Source organism: Paraburkholderia acidipaludis NBRC 101816, from assembly GCF_000684975.1.
GTDB classification, from domain to species: domain Bacteria; phylum Pseudomonadota; class Gammaproteobacteria; order Burkholderiales; family Burkholderiaceae; genus Paraburkholderia; species Paraburkholderia acidipaludis.
Genome location: NZ_BAXZ01000002.1, coordinates 238,736 through 256,671, shown reverse-complemented (window position 1 = coordinate 256,671; position 17,936 = coordinate 238,736). Strand labels below are relative to the sequence as shown.

At 66.6% G+C, this 17,936-nt stretch carries 16 protein-coding genes, 1 tRNA gene and 1 pseudogene; 9 read left to right on the top strand and 9 right to left on the bottom strand.

Features of this window, described 5'->3' with window-relative positions; translation table 11 throughout:
- Position 1: 1 nt before the first annotated feature.
- From BAC01S_RS30075 to BAC01S_RS02230, 6 genes are all read left to right on the top strand, one after another.
- Positions 2-1,372, top strand: coding sequence for an AGE family epimerase/isomerase (locus tag BAC01S_RS30075; protein ID WP_245616479.1), 1,371 nt, complete (start codon positions 2-4; stop codon positions 1,370-1,372).
- Positions 1,369-2,334, top strand: coding sequence for a carbohydrate kinase family protein (locus BAC01S_RS02250; protein ID WP_027793299.1), 966 nt, complete (start codon positions 1,369-1,371; stop codon positions 2,332-2,334). The genes BAC01S_RS30075 and BAC01S_RS02250 overlap by 4 nt, the downstream gene beginning before the upstream one ends.
- A gap of 180 nt (positions 2,335-2,514) precedes the next feature.
- Positions 2,515-2,736 (top strand): hypothetical protein, encoded by a 222-nt coding sequence (locus tag BAC01S_RS02245; protein WP_027793298.1) that lies wholly within the window; start codon positions 2,515-2,517, stop codon positions 2,734-2,736.
- A gap of 58 nt (positions 2,737-2,794) precedes the next feature.
- The gene (locus BAC01S_RS02240; protein ID WP_027793297.1) at positions 2,795-3,040 is read left to right on the top strand and encodes a hypothetical protein; all 246 of its coding nucleotides are present in this window, start codon (positions 2,795-2,797) and stop codon (positions 3,038-3,040) included.
- A gap of 151 nt (positions 3,041-3,191) precedes the next feature.
- Positions 3,192-4,130, top strand: coding sequence for an ion channel (locus BAC01S_RS30070; RefSeq protein WP_043200964.1), 939 nt, complete (start codon positions 3,192-3,194; stop codon positions 4,128-4,130).
- A 190-nt stretch (positions 4,131-4,320) separates the two neighbouring features.
- Entirely contained in the window at positions 4,321-7,950 is a 3,630-nt protein-coding gene (locus tag BAC01S_RS02230) for an indolepyruvate ferredoxin oxidoreductase family protein (protein WP_027793296.1), read from the top strand.
- 88 nt (positions 7,951-8,038) lie between these two features.
- On the opposite strand, the gene BAC01S_RS02225 is transcribed toward BAC01S_RS02230, so the two are convergent.
- Positions 8,039-9,316, bottom strand: a complete 1,278-nt coding sequence (locus BAC01S_RS02225) for a sensor domain-containing phosphodiesterase (RefSeq protein ID WP_027793295.1) — start codon at positions 9,314-9,316, stop codon at positions 8,039-8,041.
- Between the two features lie 361 nt (positions 9,317-9,677).
- Here BAC01S_RS02225 and BAC01S_RS02220 point away from each other — a divergent pair, with 361 nt between their 5' ends.
- Entirely contained in the window at positions 9,678-11,345 is a 1,668-nt protein-coding gene (locus tag BAC01S_RS02220; RefSeq protein ID WP_027793294.1) for a Na+/H+ antiporter, read from the top strand.
- A 66-nt stretch (positions 11,346-11,411) separates the two neighbouring features.
- Here BAC01S_RS02220 and BAC01S_RS02215 read toward each other — a convergent pair whose 3' ends face one another.
- The 4 genes from BAC01S_RS02215 to BAC01S_RS02200 form a co-directional block, all read right to left on the bottom strand.
- The gene (locus BAC01S_RS02215) at positions 11,412-12,725 is read right to left on the bottom strand and encodes a solute carrier family 23 protein (protein ID WP_027793293.1); all 1,314 of its coding nucleotides are present in this window, start codon (positions 12,723-12,725) and stop codon (positions 11,412-11,414) included.
- A gap of 338 nt (positions 12,726-13,063) precedes the next feature.
- A complete protein-coding gene (locus BAC01S_RS30065; RefSeq protein ID WP_052408675.1) occupies positions 13,064-13,894 on the bottom strand; it encodes an HvfC/BufC N-terminal domain-containing protein in 831 nt (276 codons plus the stop codon).
- A complete protein-coding gene (bufB, locus tag BAC01S_RS30060; protein WP_043200843.1) occupies positions 13,894-14,781 on the bottom strand; it encodes an MNIO family bufferin maturase in 888 nt (295 codons plus the stop codon). Before bufB ends, BAC01S_RS30065 begins: the two co-directional genes overlap by 1 nt.
- Positions 14,778-15,026: a BufA1 family periplasmic bufferin-type metallophore gene (locus BAC01S_RS02200; protein WP_027793292.1), complete on the bottom strand. Its 249-nt coding sequence runs from the start codon at positions 15,024-15,026 to the stop codon at positions 14,778-14,780. Before BAC01S_RS02200 ends, bufB begins: the two co-directional genes overlap by 4 nt.
- Positions 15,027-15,127: 101 nt before the next feature.
- On the opposite strand from BAC01S_RS02200, the gene BAC01S_RS34330 reads away from it, so the two are divergent.
- Positions 15,128-15,334 carry a hypothetical protein gene (locus tag BAC01S_RS34330; protein ID WP_156954276.1) on the top strand — a complete coding sequence of 69 codons (207 nt, stop codon included), beginning with the start codon at positions 15,128-15,130 and terminating at the stop codon, positions 15,332-15,334.
- Between the two features lie 240 nt (positions 15,335-15,574).
- On the opposite strand, the gene BAC01S_RS02195 is transcribed toward BAC01S_RS34330, so the two are convergent.
- Entirely contained in the window at positions 15,575-15,868 is a 294-nt protein-coding gene (locus tag BAC01S_RS02195) for a hypothetical protein (RefSeq protein WP_027793291.1), read from the bottom strand.
- 190 nt (positions 15,869-16,058) lie between these two features.
- On the opposite strand from BAC01S_RS02195, the pseudogene BAC01S_RS30055 reads away from it, so the two are divergent.
- Positions 16,059-16,531, top strand: a pseudogene (locus BAC01S_RS30055) (SRPBCC family protein).
- 140 nt (positions 16,532-16,671) lie between these two features.
- On the opposite strand, the gene BAC01S_RS02185 reads toward BAC01S_RS30055, so the two are convergent.
- From BAC01S_RS02185 to BAC01S_RS02175, 3 genes are all read right to left on the bottom strand, one after another.
- Positions 16,672-16,747, bottom strand: a tRNA-Ala gene (locus BAC01S_RS02185).
- A gap of 68 nt (positions 16,748-16,815) precedes the next feature.
- Positions 16,816-17,172 carry a c-type cytochrome gene (locus tag BAC01S_RS02180; RefSeq protein WP_043200839.1) on the bottom strand — a complete coding sequence of 119 codons (357 nt, stop codon included), beginning with the start codon at positions 17,170-17,172 and terminating at the stop codon, positions 16,816-16,818.
- On the bottom strand, positions 17,172-17,921 hold the full coding sequence (locus BAC01S_RS02175) for a BON domain-containing protein (RefSeq protein WP_043200836.1): 750 nt from the start codon (positions 17,919-17,921) through the stop codon (positions 17,172-17,174). Before BAC01S_RS02175 ends, BAC01S_RS02180 begins: the two co-directional genes overlap by 1 nt.
- Between the last annotated feature and the right edge of the window lie 15 nt (positions 17,922-17,936).

The following is a 17,936-nucleotide window of genomic DNA, read 5'->3' as shown; positions in this document are numbered from 1 at the left end:
CATGACGAAGCTCACCGAACCCGTATCCGACCAGGCCAGCGACCAGGCCGACAACCAGGCCAACGCCCAGACCAACGAGCCGCACAGCGCCGCGCCGAGCGTCGCGAACTTCCGCGACCGCGCGTTCCTGCTCTCGCACGTCGAGGACACGCTGCGCTTCTACGCGCCCAACGTGTACGACCCGAGCGGCGGTTTCCACCACTTCTTCCGCGACGACGGCTCGGTCTACAACGCGCACACGCGGCACCTCGTGAGCAGCTGCCGTTACGTCTTCAACTACGCGATGGCGTATCGCGAGTTCGGCGATCCGCAGTACCTGGAGTACGCGCGCCACGGCCTGAAGTTCCTGCACGACGCGCACTGGGATCCGCATCACGAGGGCTATGACTGGGAGATCGACTGGCGCGACGGCCAGAGGCGCACGCTCGACGCCACGCGCCACTGCTACGGCCTCGCTTTCGTGCTGCTCGCGTATTCCCATGCGGCGATGGCGGGCATCGAAGAAGCGCGCCCGATGATCGGCGCGACCTTCGAGCTCATGGAGCGCCGCTTCTGGGACGCGGCTGCGGGCCTCTATGCCGACGAAGCGAGCGCCGACTGGGTCGTGTCGAGCTACCGCGGCCAGAACGCGAACATGCACGGCACCGAGGCGCTGCTCGCCGCTTACGAGGCGACCGGCCACGTCGTCTATCTCGACCGCGCGGAGCGCATCGCCTCGAACCTCACGCTGCGCCAGGCGAAGCTCTCGCAAGGGCTCGTGTGGGAGCACTATCACGCCGACTGGTCGGTGGACTGGCACTACAACGAAGAGGACAGCTCGAACATCTTCCGTCCGTGGGGCTTCCAGCCGGGCCACCAGACCGAGTGGGCGAAGCTCCTGCTGATCCTCGAACGCCATCGTCCGTTGCCGTGGCTCCTGCCGCGCGCCATCGAACTCTTCGACGCGGCCATGGCGCACGCGTGGGACAACGACCACGGCGGCCTCTATTACGGCTTCGGCCCGGACTACACGGTCTGCGATCACGACAAATACTTCTGGGTGCAGGCCGAAACGTTCGCCACGGCCGCGCTGCTCGGCAAGCGCACCGGCAACGAACGCTTCTGGGACTGGTACGACGAACTGTGGCGCTATAGCTGGGCGCACTTCGTCGATCACCGCTACGGCGCGTGGTATCGCATCCTCACCTGCGACAACCGCAAGTACAGCGACGAAAAGAGCCCCGCCGGCAAGACCGACTATCACACCATGGGCGCGTGCTACGAAACGCTCAACGCGTTGCCCGGCCGCGGCATGGCCCCCGCCGTCGGCCGCAGCGCGGCATTCGCGCAGGCGGGAGACGCCCAGCAGGAAGGAGAAGGAGCTACGCGATGAGTACCTGCAACACGGGTCCCGACTTCTCGTCGGGCTTTCCGGCCTTCGTTTCGGCCGGCGACATCCTCACCGATCTCGTGCGCGTTCCGGCACCGGACGGCACGCCTGCGCACGGCGATTCGCACTGGCGCGCGCATCCGGGCGGCGCGGGCTGGAACGTCGCGCGCGCGGTCGCGCGGCTCGGCCTGCCCACGGCCTGCGTGGGCGCGCTCGGCACCGACAATTTTTCCGATGAACTCTGGAACGCCAGCGTCGCCGCGGGCCTCGACATGCGCTTCATGCAGCGTGTGGCGCATCCGCCGCTGCTTGCCATCGTTCATCAGACGCATCCGCCCGCCTACTACTTCATCGGCGAGCAAAGCGCCGACCTCGCGTTCGATCCCGCGAAGCTGCCCGAAGGCTGGCGCGCGCACGCGAAGTGGGCGCACTTCGGCTGCATCAGCCTCGTGCGCCAGCCGCTCGGCGAAACGCTCGCGACGCTCGCCGCCGAACTGCGCGCGGCCGGCGTGAAGATCAGCTTCGACCCGAACTACCGCAACCTGATGGCGCACGGCTACGAGCCGATCCTGCGCCGCATGGCCGCGCTCGCCGACCTCATCAAGGTCTCCGACGAGGACCTGCGCATGCTGTTCCCGAACCACAGCGAAACGGAGGCCATTGCCGCCATGCGCGCGCTCAATCCGGCCGCGACGCTGCTCGTGACGCGCGGCGCGCAGGCCGCCTCGCTCCATACCGTCGACGGCGAGGTGATCGAAGCGGCGCCGCCGCGCGTCGAAGTGGCCGATACGGTGGGCGCCGGCGACGCGTCGATCGGCGGTCTGCTCTTCAGCCTCATGAGCACGCCGCAGCGCACGTGGCGCCAGCATCTGGCGTTCGCGCTCGCCGCGGGCGCCGCGGCTTGCCGGCGGGCGGGCGCGCATTCGCCCACGCTCGACGAAGTGGTCGCGCTGCTCGCGGACTAAAGCGCACATCCCAAGCCCGCATCAGGCAGGGTCCGCTCGCGCCGATAACGGGGTCCGCACTGTCATATGCGTGCCCCGCAGCCGCGCGGGCAACGTGCTAGCATGGAATTTCCTCCCCGGCATTGCGCAGCCGCGCGGGCAGCGCGCCGGGAAGGCGTTTCCGTCCACGAGGAGCATGCTATGGAAGACGTCACCTATACCAAGGGGATCTACACGGCAACTGCAGTGGTGCGGCCCGTGGACGGCGGGCAGTATCAGGGCCTCGTCTCGCTCTCGCGCGACGACGGCGAGGAGCTCGAGAATTCGGTCTACGAAGTGGATGGCGCATCGGGCACGCCGGAAGAGGCGCTGGAAGAAGCCAAGGCGCTCGCGCACCGCATTCTTGGCGAGCTCGAACTGTAAGGCGCCTGCCGCGCCCGGGCGTCGGGCAGTTTCACCGGTCATCCGGCTGGAGGCGATCATGGCCGATCAGCTCTTTCTCTACGGCGTCTATGCCATCCGCGTGCATCCGCTCGAACTGCAGGGCGCGCGCTGGGACGCCGAATATCAGATCACGCACCGCGACAAGCCCGTGCAGCCGTGGATCACGATCGGCGGCAATGCGGGCTTCGGCGCACCGGCCGACGCCGTCGATGCCGCGCGCCGCCAGGCGATCGCCGATATCGAGCATGGCGCGGGCATACCGAAGCCGCATACGTTTCCCTGAAGCTCCCCCGACTGAAGCCCCCCGGCTGCGCGCGGAACGGCACGCAGCCTCTTCCCGCGCTTGTCCAGTTTCTTCGGCATTGCTACGCTTCTTCCCATTTCAGCCCGAAGAGACAGAGACCGACATGACGCCCGAGCAGTCGCAGCCCAGTATGCACGAGCAAGTTGCCGAAGAACGTGTCGGCCCGGCCGGCGGGTTCCGCGGCACGCCGCGCAAACTGCTCATCGGCGCGCGCCAGTTCATGGTGTACGGCATGCCTTCCACGGGCTGGCGCGATCTCTACCACACCGCGCTCACGATGCGCTGGCCCACCTTCTTCGCCTCGCTCGGCACGCTGTTCCTGATCCTCAACGCGGTCTTCGCCTGCCTCTACCAGCTCGGCCGCGCGCCTATCGCCAACCAGTTTCCGCACGGCTTCGGCGGCGCGTTCTTCTTCAGCGTCGAAACGCTGGCCACGGTCGGCTATGGCGACATGCATCCGCAGACGATCTACGCCCACATCGTCGCGACCTTCGAGATCTTCGTGGGCATGTCGGGCATCGCGCTGGCCACCGGGCTCGTGTTCGCCCGCTTCTCGCGGCCGCGCGCGAAGATCATGTTCGCGCGCGAGGTGGTCGTGCATCCCATCGACGGCCACACGACGCTGATGGTGCGCGCCGCCAACGCGCGCCAGAACGTGATTGCGGAAGCGGGGGCGAAGCTGCGGCTCATGCGCGTCGAAACCTCCTCGGACGGCTACACGGCGCGACGCATCTACGACCTCAAGCTCGTGCGCGACCACCACCCCATCTTCATGCTCGGCTGGAACCTGATGCACATCATCGACGAATCGAGCCCGCTCTACGGCGAAACACCCGAATCGCTCGCGCGCCAGCATGCTTCCCTGCTGGCGATGATCGAGGGTTCCGACGAATCGACGGCGCAGACCATGCAGGCCCGGCACACGTGGTCGGACAGCCAGATCCACTGGCAGCACCGTTATGTCGATCTGCTCTACGAGGTGGACGGCGTGAGCCACATGGACTACTCGTACTTTCACGACATCGAGCCTTACGACGGGCCGCCCGCCCACGGCGTGAATCTGGTTTGAGCGCGCTTTCCCGCGGTCGCGGAACGGCTGCGGAAAATTCATCTCAAAAAATGCGGGCGACGCGTGGCTTCTCGCGCAACCCGCTTGCCCACCGGGATAGTTAGCAAAAAATTTCCGTCATTGGCGCGAAAAAATAGAGTCTCTTTCGACACGCAACGGACGTGTCGAGGCAATAACGGAGACTCCCCCCATGACCGCCCGCCCCGCGTTCGGCGATTCGCCCGCTTCCGGCCCCGCCTGCCCGCCGCTCGCCGACTACCGCCTGAGCGACAACCTCGCCGCCACGCGCGGCCGCATCTTCCTCACCGGCACCCAGGCGCTGATCCGCCTCGCGCTCATGCAGCACGCCGCCGACGCCGCGCGCGGCCTGAACACCGCGGGCTTCATCAGCGGTTATCGCGGCTCGCCGCTCGGCATGGTCGACCAGCAGGCGTGGAAGGCGAAGAAGCTGCTCGACGCCGCCGGCGTGCGCTTTTTGCCCGCCATCAACGAGGAACTGGGCGGTACGGCGGTGCTCGGCACGCAGCGCGTCGAGGCCGATCCCGAGCGCACCGTCGAAGGCGTCTTTGCGATGTGGTACGGCAAGGGCCCCGGCGTGGACCGCGCCGGCGACGCGCTCAAGCACGGCAACGCCTACGGCTCGTCGCCGCACGGCGGCGTGCTCGTGGTAGCGGGCGACGATCACGGCTGCGTCTCGTCGTCCATGCCGCACCAGAGCGACTTCGCGATGATGGCGTGGCACATGCCCGTCGTGAACCCGTCGAACGTGGCCGACATGCTCGAATTCGGTCTGTACGGCTGGGCGCTCTCGCGCTACTCCGGCGCCTGGGTGGGCTTCAAGGCGATTTCGGAGACCGTGGAATCGGGCTCGACCGTCGATCTCGATGCGATCAAGACCGACTGGCACGCGCCTGATATGGCTACCGCGGGTTTTACCCCGCCGCCGGGCGGCCTGCACAACCGCTGGCCCGACCTGCCGAGCCTCGCGATCGAGCAGCGTCTTGCCGCGAAGCTCGACGCCGTGCGCCACTTCGCGCGCGCGAACAGCATCGACAAGTGGATCGCGCCGAGCCCGCATGCGAACGTGGGCATCATCACCTGCGGCAAGGCCCACCTGGACCTGATGGAGACGCTGCGCCGCCTCGACATCACGGTGGAAGACCTGGAGCGCGCCGGCGTGCGTATCTACAAGGTGGGCCTCTCGTTCCCGCTGGAGATGTCGCGCATCGACGCCTTCGTCTCGGGCCTGACCGACGTGCTGGTGATCGAGGAAAAGGGCCCGGTGATCGAGCAGCAGGTGAAGGACTACCTCTACAACCGCAAGGAAGGCGCACGCCCCGTCATCACGGGCAAGCACGACGAGAACGGCGCGCTGCTGCTCTCCGAACTCGGCGAACTGCGCCCGTCGCGCATCCTGCCCGTGTTCGCGGCATGGCTCGCGAAGCACAAGCCCGTGCTGGACCGCCGCGAGCGCGTGGTCGATCTCGTGGCGCCGCAGATCCTCTCGAACGTGGCCGACGCCGTGCGCCGCACGCCCTACTTCTGCTCGGGCTGCCCGCACAACACTTCAACCAAGGTGCCCGAAGGCTCCATCGCGCAAGCCGGCATTGGCTGCCACTTCATGGCTTCGTGGATGGAGCGCGACACCACGGGCCTCATCCAGATGGGCGGCGAAGGCGTGGACTGGGCCGCGCATTCCATGTTCACGAACATGAAGCACGTGTTCCAGAACCTGGGCGACGGCACCTACTTTCATTCAGGCATCCTTGCGATCCGCCAGGCCGTGGCCGCGAAGGCCAACATCACCTACAAGATTCTCTACAACGACGCCGTCGCGATGACGGGCGGCCAGCCCGTGGACGGCAGCATCTCGGTGCCGCAGATCGCGCGCCAGGTGGAAGCCGAAGGCGTCTCGCGCTTCGTGGTGGTGAGCGACGAACCCGAGAAATACGACGGCCATCACGGCTTGTTCCCGAAGGGCACGACGTTTCACCCTCGCCGCGAACTCGACACGGTGCAGCGCGAATTGCGCGACACCCCGGGCGTGACCGTGCTGATCTACGACCAGACCTGCGCCGCCGAAAAGCGCCGCCGCCGCAAGAAGGGCGAATTTCCCGACCCGGACAAGCGCCTCTTCATCAATGAAGCCGTCTGCGAAGGCTGCGGCGACTGCGGCGTGCAGTCGAATTGCCTCTCAGTGGAGCCCGTCGAGACCGAACTCGGCCGCAAGCGCCGCATCGACCAGTCGTCGTGCAACAAAGACTACTCGTGCGTGAACGGCTTCTGCCCGAGCTTCGTGACGATCGAAGGCGGCAAGCTCAAGAAGGCCGCGGGCGCCGCGTTCGATCCGCAGACGCTCGCCACGCGCGTCGCCGCGCTGCCCGTCCCGCATACGCATCTGGACAACGCGCCCTACGACATTCTCGTGACCGGTGTGGGCGGCACGGGTGTCGTGACGGTAGGCGCGCTCATCAGCATGGCCGCGCATCTGGAAGGCAAGAGCGCCTCCGTGCTCGATTTCATGGGCTTCGCGCAGAAGGGCGGCTCGGTGCTCTCGTTCGTGCGCTTCGCCGCCACCGACGCGCTGCTCAACCAGGTGCGCATCGACACGCAACAGGCCGACCTGCTGCTCGCCTGCGACATGGTGGTGGGCGCGGGCGCCGACGCGCTGCAGACCGTGCGCCACGACCGCACGCGCATCGTCGTGAACACGCACGAGATTCCGAACGCGTCGTTCGTGCAGAACCCCGAAGCGAACCTGCATGCAGACGCCCTGCTCGCGAAGATGCGTCACGCGGCCACGAACGGCGCCGCGACGACGCAAGATCCGCTGTCGACATGCGACGCCCAGGCGCTCGCCCAGCGCTTCCTCGGCGACACGATCGGCGCGAACATCGTGATGCTCGGCTTCGCGTGGCAGCTTGGCCTCGTGCCCGTTTCGCTCGCGGCGCTCACGCGCGCGATCGAACTCAACAACATAGCCGTGCAGGCAAACCTGATGGCGTTCTCGATCGGCCGCCTCGCCGCCGCCGACCCCGCCGCGCTCGAATCGCTCGACGCCGCGCGCAAGCCGCCTGGCACGCCGAAGTTTACGCAGACGCTCGACGAGCTGATCGCCGACCGTGAAGCGCGTCTCGTCACTTATGGCGGCGCGGGTTACGCGAAGCGTTACCGCGCGCTCGTCGATGCGGCCCGTGCCGCGGACAAGCGCGAAGGCGAAGCGCCCGCGCGCGCCGTGGCGACGACGTTCTATCGCCTGCTCGCGGTGAAGGACGAATACGAGGTGGCGCGGCTGCATACCGATCCCGCGTTCCGCGCCGCGCTCGAAGCGCAGTTCGAAGGCACGGCGGCCCGCGATTTCACGGTGAAGTTCAACATGGCGCCGCCGCTCGTTGCGCACGCAAAGGAGGGTGGAGTGCCTCGCAAAATGCAGTTCGGCCAGTGGATGTGGAAGGCACTGGGGCTGCTTTCGAAGGGCCGCAGCGTGCGCGGCACGTGGCTCGATCCGTTCGGCAAGACGCTCGAACGCCGCATGGAACGCGCACTCGCCGACGACTACGAAGCCACGATGCGCGGTGCGCTCGCACACCTCGATGCGCAGAACGCCGACGATATTGCGAAGCTTGCGAGCCTCTACCAGCGCGTGCGCGGCTACGGCCATGTGAAGCTCGCCAACCTCGCGGCCGTGAAGCGCAGCGAGCGCGAACTGGCGGCGCGCTTGAAGCTGGAGGCAAAGACGAGCGCCGTGGTGCAGGAGGCCGTCGAGTCGTTCAAGGGCGCAGGGGCGCTGCGCGGGATTCCGGTGGTTGTGGCGAAGTGACGCGCGCGACGTAAGCGCATGGAAGCGCAACGGGCGGCCAGAGAGCCGCCCGTTTCATTTGCAGCTCAGCCAGCGTGCGCCCAGGCGTTCACCGCGGCTCATCCGAAAGCCAGTCCACGTCCCCGCACAGCACGCAAAGCCGGTCGCCCACGTGCACGGCCATCGAAAGCGTCACGCATGGCAACGCCTCGTTGATCGACAGATAAGGCGCGGTGACGTGCACGCGCCCCGGCCCGGTCAGCGCCGCCCGAAAGTAAGGACGCCTGAGCCAGTTCGCCCCCTGCGCATCGTCCAGCGGCAGAAAGCGTGCATCGTGCTGCGCACGGTCGACGCGCAGCACGACGTTGCGCCCCGCCTGCCGTCCGTTCGCGTCGAGCAGATAGCAGCGCGCCGCGTAATCGAGCCCGAGGAAATTCCAGCACACCTCCTCCATGGACTCGCCGGCGCCGAGCCGCTCCGCCGCGCGCTCGAAGGCGCGCACATAGGGCGCGAGCCGGTTTGCCGTGCCGCGCTCGCGCTGCTCGGTCTGCGTGCGAAAGCGCTCGGTCGCCTCGGCGATCACGGACTGCGCGTGCGCCGCGTCGGTGAGCCCCGGCGCGGGCCGCGCGAAGAAAAAACCCTGCGCGAAATCCGCGTTGCACGACAGCGCGAGCTGCGCCTCCTGCTCCGTCTCCACACCTTCGATCAGCACGAGCTTGCCCGCCTCGTGCAGCAGCGCGACGAGCGCGGGCAGCGTCGCCGCCATGTCCGCGCGATGCGCCGCATGCAGCAGCATGATGCGGTCGAGCTTGACGATGTCGGGATTGAGCTGCCATACGCGGCCGATATCGACGTGGCCCGCGCCGAAGTCGTCGAGCGCCACGAGAAAGCCGCGCTCGCGAAACGAGGCCACGGCTTGCGAGAGCTGGTCGAGATCGGCGGCCTCTTCTTCCAGCACCTCGAGCACGATGCGCCGCGGCGGCAAGTCGAGCCGCCGCAGGTTCGCGAGCAGCGCCGCCGTGTGATACGGCTCGATCAGGGTGCCCGGATGCACGTTGAGAAAGAGCCATTCGCGCTCCGCGCCAAGCAGCTTGAAGTTCTCGATATGCAGCCCTTGCGCCAGGCGATCGAGCTGCAGCGTCTCGCCCACGCGCGCCGCTTCGCCGAATACGTCGATGGGCGAAATGGGGCGGTCGAGCGCGTCGTGTGCGCGCAGCAGTCCTTCGTAGCCGATCGCCCGCATGTGCGAAAGGCTGAAAACCGGCTGGAACACGCTCGTCAGCGTGAGATCGCCATGTCGCGCGCTATAGCGCTCCAGCCCCGAAGCGACGCTCATGCTGAAGCCGGGCGGTGCGGCGGCCGTTCTGTCCTGTTGCTCTGTGGTCATGCCTTCCTCTCGCGCGAGACCGGCGCCGGCGTTAGCGCGAGGCACTCGCGCGGAGATGGCCGCCGGGGCCGGTTCATTGCGTCACACGCAGCGGGTAAGCAAGGTCCGTGCTCGCTCGCACTCCAATGTGACGCGCATCGGAATGCGGGTCGGGAACACACCGCATGCGTCGCGAACGGGCATCGACCAGGCACCGCGCGCACCAGCATTGTGCACGCGATCGGCCGCCCCGCCGCGACCGCTTCACGGCATCCGTTCGCGCCCTCGGGCTAAACTGTTCCCCAACCTGAGCGACCCGCCGGCCGCTTCTGCCAACCTTTCTGCATCAAGGGGACGCCTCTCCCCCTTCTTCGCCCAATCGATGGAAATCCTCTTCACCGTTCTCATTTTGCTCCTGGCGGTGGCGCTTTCGGGCGTCGTCGTGCGTCTTTTGCCCGTTAAATTGCCGCTGCCGCTCGTGCAGATCGGCATTGGCGCGCTGCTCACGTTTCCGCGCGTGAACCCGCACGTCACGTTCGACCCCGACATTTTCATGGCGCTGTTCATCCCGCCGCTGCTGTTCGCGGACGGCTGGCGCATTCCCAAGCGCGAGTTCTTCCTGCAGCGCCGCGCGATCCTCACGCTCGCGCTGGGCCTCGTGCTCTTCACGGTGGTCGCCGTGGGCTATTTCGTGCACTGGCTCGTGCCGCAGGTCTCGCTGCCCGTCGCGTTCGCGCTCGCGGCCGTGCTCTCGCCCACCGACGCCGTCGCGCTCTCCGCCATCGCCGGCAAGGATCGCCTGCCCGCGCAGCTCATGCACATCCTCGAAGGCGAAGCGCTGATGAACGACGCGTCGGGCCTCGTCGCGCTCAAATTTGCCGTGGCCGCCGCGCTCACCGGTTATTTCTCGCTGCATGCGGCCGCGCTGAGCTTCGTCGTGATCGCGGCGGGCGGGCTCGCCGTGGGCGCCGCGATCGGCTGGATTTTCAGCTTCGTGTCGGCGCGCTTTCTCAATGTCACCGACGACGGCGACCCCGCGCCCGGCGTCGTGATGACGCTGCTGATCCCGTTCGCGGCCTATCTCTTCGCCGAGCATATGGAATGCTCGGGCGTGCTCGCGGCCGTCGCGGCGGGGATGATGATGAACTACACGAGCGTCGCCCATATGGGGCCCGTCTCGGCGCGCGTGCGCGCGGCGAGCACCTGGACGATGATCGAGTTCGTCTTCAACGGCATGGTGTTCACGCTGCTCGGCCTGCAGTTTCCGGGCATTCTCGGCAAGGCGCTGCTCGACGCGCATCATACGAGCAACGCGCAGATGTTGCTGCTGATCGGCTATGTCGCCGCCGTGCTCGCCGCGCTCTACGCCATGCGTTTCATATGGGTCTGGCTGCTGCGCTGGGTGGCGAGCCGCAACGCGGCGCGTCGCGGCATGGCGAGCGCCGTGCCGGGGCTGCGCACGGTCGCGATCACGACCGTGGCGGGTGTGCGCGGCGCCGTCACGCTCGCGGGCGTGCTCTCGCTGCCCGTGGCGCTTGCCGACGGCAGCGCGCTGCCCGGACGCGACACCGCGATCTTCATCGCGACGGGCGTGATTCTCGCCTCGCTGCTCGTGGCGATCGTGGGGCTGCCGCTGCTGTTGCGCAGCGTGGGCCGTTCCGGCGTGCCGCCGCACGCGGCCGAGGAGCGCGCCGCGCGCGTGCAGGCCGCGCAGGCGGCCATCCGCGCCATCGACGCCCTGCACGACGAAGTCAGCGAGCAGCTCGACGAATCGGACGCCGCCTACGCCGCCGATACGACGGCGCGCGTGATGGACATCTACCGGCGGCGCATCGCGACGCTCGACTCCGACCGCGACCGCAGCCAGCACGCCCGCCGCGGCGAAGCGCTGGAGGTGCGCATGCGCCTTGCCGCCATGCGCGCCGAACGCGCGACGCTGCTCGCGCTGCGCAACCAGCAGAAGATCAACGACGAAACGATGAACAAGCTCGTGCGCGAGGTGGATCTATCCGAAACGGCAGTGACCACGCGCAGGCGGGGGCGCGGCTGAGCCGCGCCTGGGTGCCTGGGTATGCGAAGCGAAGCGGTGTGACCCGCGACGCGCCGCAGCGCGGCCTCAAACGGCAGCTTCCTGCGCCGGCTTACGGCGCAGGAGCGCGTAGAGAATGATCGCGCCGAAGGTAGCCGTGCCGATGCCGCCGAGGCCAAAGCCGCCGAGCTTGAGCGAGAAGTCGCCCGCGCCGAGCACGAGCGTGACGGCCGCGACGATCAGGTTGCGGTTGTCGGAGAAGTCCACCTTGTTGACGACCCAGATGCGCGCGCCGGTCACGGCAATGAGGCCGAACACGACGATCGACACGCCGCCCAGCACCGGGCCCGGAATCGTCTGGATCACGGCGCCGAATTTCGGCGAGAAGCCCAGCACGATCGCGATCAGCGCGGCCACGGCAAACACGAGCGTCGAGTAGATGCGCGTGACCGCCATCACGCCGATGTTCTCCGCGTAGGTCGTGACGCCCGTGCCGCCGACGAAGCCCGAAACGACGGTGGCAATGCCGTCGCCAATGAACGCGCGGCCGATGTAGCGGTCGAGGTTCGTGCCCGTCATCGCGGAAACGGCCTTGATGTGGCCGAGATTTTCGGCGACGAGGATCACCGCGATCGGCACGAGCAGCGCCATGGCGTGAACGTCGAAGACCGGCGCGCCGAACTTCGGCAGACCGAACCACGCCGCGTTGGCGACGATCGAGAAGTCGATCGGCTTGCCGAGGCCCATGCCGTTGGTGACGATCGCGTAGATCACGTAGGCGATCAGGAGGCCCACGAGAATCAGCAGGCGCTGCAGCATGCCGCGCGTGAAGACCGCCACCGCGCCCACGCAGAGCACGGTGACGAGCGCCATCCACGCATCGAACTGCGAGCCGCTCACGCCCTTCACGGCGATGGGCGCGAGATTCAGGCCGATCACGCAGACGATCGCGCCCGTGACGACGGGCGGCATGAGCGTTTCGATCCACTTCGTACCCACCGCCGAAACGATCAGGCCGATCACCGCATAGACCGCGCCGCACACGATGATGCCGCCGAGCGCGACCGGAATGTTCGGATTCGGGCCGTGGCCGCTGTAGCCCGTCACCGCGATCACGAGTCCGATGAAGGCGAAGCTCGAACCGAGATAGCTCGGCACGCGCCCGCCCACCACGGCGAAGAACAGCAGCGTGCCGATGCCGGACATGAAAATGCACAGGTTCGGATCGAAGCCCATGAGCAGCGGCGCGAGCACGGTCGAGCCGAACATCGCCACGACGTGCTGCACGCCCATCGCGACCATCTGCGGCCAGGCGAGGCGCTCGTCGGTGGCGACGACGCCGCCGGCACGTTTGGCGCCGCTCGACTGCGGGCGCCAGCGGGGGAAATAGGAATCGGACATGGGGAGGGCTCCTCTTGGCGGCGTGTTCTGTTTCCGGTTGTCTGGGGGGTGTCGCCAAAGCGCCCGCGCGGCCGCCGGACACCCCGAATGGAAATCAGGCGCGAGTGTACGGAGCCGCAAACTGCCTGGCAAGCTGCGGCGAACGCGCACATCACCTGGATTCGGGTCAAGAATTCGTCTTAGTCTGATATCTGCCGGCCGGTGCAGCCGATAGACTGCTTATCGCTGCGTGACCCCATGACAGTTCATGCAGAAGCTGTAAACTCTCCGACTTTCCGCTCATGCCTACCGGCTTGAGCGGTTTTTTTTTGGCCGCTGTCCGCGACGGTGACGGTGAGTCAACGCGGCGCCCGATCACGCAGCCCCACGATGGCGCCGGACTCGATCCAGACACGCCACTGGCCCGCGAAATCGAAACCGCTATCCACGGCGAAGGCCGCGTCCAGCGCCTCATCGAGCGTTGCGCCGCGCTGCATCGCGACAAATGCCAGATGTGCCGCTTCGGTGTGCGTCAGCAATATCGGGCGCCATTGCGGCCGCGCGACTAGCGACCACGACGGCGTATCGACTCGCTCGGGCCACGCGCCGCCGCCATTCGGCTGATGCGCGCGCCAGATCGCATCGACGGCATACGGCGAGGCCAACACCGAGCACGCCGGGTGCACGTCAAGACGCACCGACGCCAGTTGGTCCGCGCCAAGCGCGTGCCATTGCTGCACGGTGAGCGATGTCGTGTTCGCCGCGAACGTTGCGGCGTGCAATGCCCATTCCAGGCGCGCGATGTCGCCGAAGTAGGTGTAGCGCGGATCGGTCTCGTAGTGTTCGAGGAACGCCGGCAGTGCTGCGCCGAAACGGTTGAGATCGGCATCATGCGCGGGATGCGCCCGCGCATAGGCTAATGCAAGCGCCTCGAACCAGGCGTCGCCGCCCAGCGCCGCCAGCACGGGATAGGCATTCGCCAGCGCGCGATGCCGCGCCGCACGCATGTTGCCGCGATACAGACCGATGCGTGCGCACAGAGGCTGTTCCCCTGCATCGCCCGAATTTGAGGAGAACTGGAGATGCGGGGCAAGCGCCGCGTCGGCGGCCGGATCGTCGAGCGCGGCGGCGAAGGCCTTCTGCAGCGATTCCAGCCATTCCAGCCATTCCGGCGTTTGCGGCTGCGGCATCACCTGGCCTCCGCGTGCTCGCCGCCGCCTGCCAGCGTCGCGACGCGCTCGCGCGCTTGATGCGCTTCGTCGAACAGCACGCCGAGCGACGGGATCTCCGTGTCCCATTCGATCAACGTGGGGACCGCGCCGAAACGCTGCAGCGCGGCCTCGTACAGCGACCATACGGCAGGCGCGACGCGCGAGCCATGATCGTCGACGACGGCGGCCGAAGTCACGCGATGCCCGGCGAGGTGGATCTCGCCCACGACCGCCGGCGGCAACGCGCGCATGGCAGCGAGCGCGTCCTCGCCGTGATTGCACTGGTTGACGTAGAGATTGTTCACGTCGAGCAGCACACCGCAGCCCGTGCGTCGCGCAAGCCCGGCGAGAAATTCGGTCTCACCGAGCGAGTCCTCCCGGAACCTTACGTATGCCGAAACATTTTCGACCAGTACCGGACGACGCAATACGTCCTGCATCTGCGCGACCCGCGCACAGAGATGGTCGAGCGACGCCTCGCTCAACGGCATAGGCAGCAGATCGTGCAATGCACCATCGCGCGTCGCGCCCCAGCACAGATGCTCGGAGACGACGGCCGGCTCGATGCTCTCGCAAAGACGCTTGAACCGCGCGAGATGCGCCGTATCGAGCGGCGCGGCCGAACCGAGCCCGAGGCCCACACCGTGCAGACTCACCGGCAGATCGCGGCGCACCGTCTCCAGCACGTACAGATCGTAGCCGCCCTCGCCGAAGTAGTTCTCGCTGTGTACCTCGACCCAGTCCACTGCGGGCGTGGCGGCGAGGAACTCACCGTAGTGCGCATGACGCAGCCCGATGCCGACGCCTGCAGGTGCACGCGCGGCGCCACTCGCGACGCACTGCGCGCCGCCGCTGCCGGCGTTCATTTCTCCGGCGTACCGCCGAGCTTCTCGCAGGTGCCCTTCGGCATAGCCTTGAAATCGCCCTTGTCGTTATCGACCTTCGCCTGGCCCGCGCAGTCGTGCACGCCCGTCTTGCTCGCGCAGTCGTTCTGGCCGGCCTTCGCCACGCCGTAGCAGTTCACCTTGTCGTCCGCGTGCGCGACGCCCGCAGTCGCAAGCCCCGCCAGCGCGGCGGCGATCAGCGCCTGACGGCTGAGACTGTTCTTCATGGGAAAGCTCCTCGAATGATCGTGTTTCAAGCAGGCCGCGAGCGTTACGCGCAGCCCATGCGCACTATTTTGCCCTACGGCGCGGCGGGCGAGCCGGCAGCGTGGATTCCGAGAACATCGGCATTGCCTGGACGCCCGATCCGCCTGAAATTATGTCCGATTGCGTAACGATGTTTGCTGCGTTGCGCTATTTTTCTTGGGTCTGCGGCGCAATAAAGTTTTCGCGGCGTTTCGGGTTGCGCAGCAAAACGCGGCGTATGGCGCCTCGACGCACGGCTCGCCGCGAACTGGCAAGCATTGACGTTTGACGCCGATGCATTGTGCGTCGGCAATGGCTACTCGCGCGAAGATTGTCGGAACGGGTCCGCTCTCCAGTTCGATATCGAGAGCGGACCCGTTGTCATTTGTGCGGGGACTATATGCCCGGCACGCACAGGGACACCTCCGCCGCCGGATTCCCGGCGGCTTGCCCGGACGGATCGCCTCGATTCGTCCGGGCCTTTTTCCTTTTCCTTCTACTGCACGGTAAGCCGGCGCTGTCGGCCTGCTCAGAAGCCGTGCGTCACCAGCGAGAGCACCGAGAGATCGGGATGCGTGCCGTCCACGATGCTGTGGCCAACGTGGACGGCTTCCTCCACCGCGTCCTGCTCACTGCGAAACGCGTCGCCGAAATCTGCGTGGAACGACACCGCGTGGCCCGGCACGGCCGTGTCTGCGCCGGGGTGACAAACGTAGGCCGTGTATGTGTAGCGGTTGCTGCCATCGTCCGCCGGGGCCGGCGCAACGTGGATCTCGAAGCCTTCGTAGTCGAACTTTTGGGTTGGCGCTTGCGGACCGGTCATGACGGCCTCCGTTTGCCGCGGGATGGGCGGCGGCGGTATGGGCCCGGCGGCGGGTTTTGGGCCGGGCCTTTTCATCTGGGAAGTTTAGGCGATGGCGGCGTGGGCGGCAGGTTGCCGTCGGGGTGGGCGTCCGTCGCCTAACATGTCTGTCTAGATCGCCGGAGTTTGGGCACTTTCTGAGGGGATGGGCATGGCTGGGAATGGCGTTCGGTTACATCGCGTGCTTCGGGCTGCGCCGGAGCGGGTTTATCGCGCGTTTCTCGATCCTGAGGCGCTGGTTAAGTGGCTGCCGCCTAATGGGTTTGTGGGGCTGTGCAGCAACTCGACGCGCGGGTTGGAGGCGGGTATCGGATGTCGTTTCGGAATTTCACTACCGGGGCAGTGCATTCGTTTGGTGGCGAATATCTCGAGTTGGTGCCGAATGAGCGGATTCGGTATAGCGGGAGGTTTGATGATCCGAATCTGGCGGAGCAGATGGAAACGACGGTTGGGTTGCGTGAGGTTTTTTGCGGGACTGAGATGAGTGTCCTGCAGGAAGGGATTCCGGGGGTTATTCCGGTTGAGGGGTGTTATTTGGGGTGGCAGGAATCGATTGGGTTGCTGGCGCTATTGGTCGAAGCGGATGTGCAGAGGAACTCAAGAAGGTCGCCGTCGCCGCTATGAGCATTCCCACGAAAGCAGAACGCCAGTGATGATGGATCGACGTGGATCCGAGCGGACCAAATTCGATTACACAGCGGTTACACGGACCGCGGAAACAGAAAAGGGTTACAGGAAAATAACCTGTAACCCTTTGATTTTATTGGTGGAGCGGAGGAGGATCGAACTCCCGACCTTCGCATTGCGAACGCGACGCTCTCCCAGCTGAGCTACCGCCCCAACGAAGCAACGATTCTAGCACAGCCAAAATCGTCGTTGGCAAGCACAAAACTTGCCCGCCCTCAATATCAATTGGAAGAAGGCGCCCCAGCCAGCACCCAGCCCACGACAGTACGAATATCGGCAGCACTCATCCCCGGATGAGAAGGCATAGGAATCGCCCCCCAAACGCCGGAGCCACCGTCCCGCACCTTCTTCTCCAGCTTGCCCTGAGCCGCAGGATCGCCCTTATAGCGCGCAGCGATCTGCTGAAACGACGGCCCAACCAGCTTGCGATCCACGGCATGGCAACCCATACAGGCGTTGTTGCGAGCCACAGCCAGCCCATCCGGAGTCGCCGACGCCTGCACCGGCGCCACCGCAATCACGCCAGCAAGCGCCAACCCCGCAACCCACAACCCCGGCCGACCACCCCAAAACCTCATCACAAGGCCTTCCCGTTGCCCGGCTCAGCAGGCGACGAGCTGGTAACCGGAGCCGGCGCTTGCTGATCGATAGGCCGCGAGCTCACCGAAGCATCGGGCACGGCCCCCACCATCGGGGCCTCCGCGGGATTCGCAGCCGGCGGCGGGGCACTCACCGCCGCCACGGCCGAAGCCCCCGAACCCTGCTGCCCCGGCTGGATGTACTGATAAACCTTCACCACCTGCTGCACACCCATGACCTTGCTGGTCGCATCGGCGGCAGTACTTCCTTCCTGCCGCGTCACGAGCCCCATCAGATAAACGGTGCCGCGCTCGCTCACCACCTTGAAGTCATTCGCGGAAATGTCCTTGTACGAGATCAGTTCGGCCTTCACGCGCCCTTCCAGATACGAGTCGTTAGCCCGCGAGGAGAACGAGCTCGCCGGCTGCACCGCCAGTTCGTTCACCACGGAATCGACATTCGTAATCCCCCGCGCGATATCCCCGGCCCGCTGCTTCGAAGCGTCGTCCGGCACTTCGCCCGTCAGCAGCACGCGCTGGTTGAACACGGCCACGTTGATATGCGAGGACTGCGGCAGCTTGTTCGAGATATCCGAGAGCGCCTTCACCTGGATCTCGCGGTCCTCGGTCTGCGAGCCCACCGTGCGGCGGTCGGTCGCCACGAGCGCCGTGCCGCCCGCCGCACCCGCAATCGCGAGGAAGCAGCCTTGCAGGCTCGCCGAGAGTGCAGCCGCCAATCCGATCGTCATGGTCGTTCGGGCCAG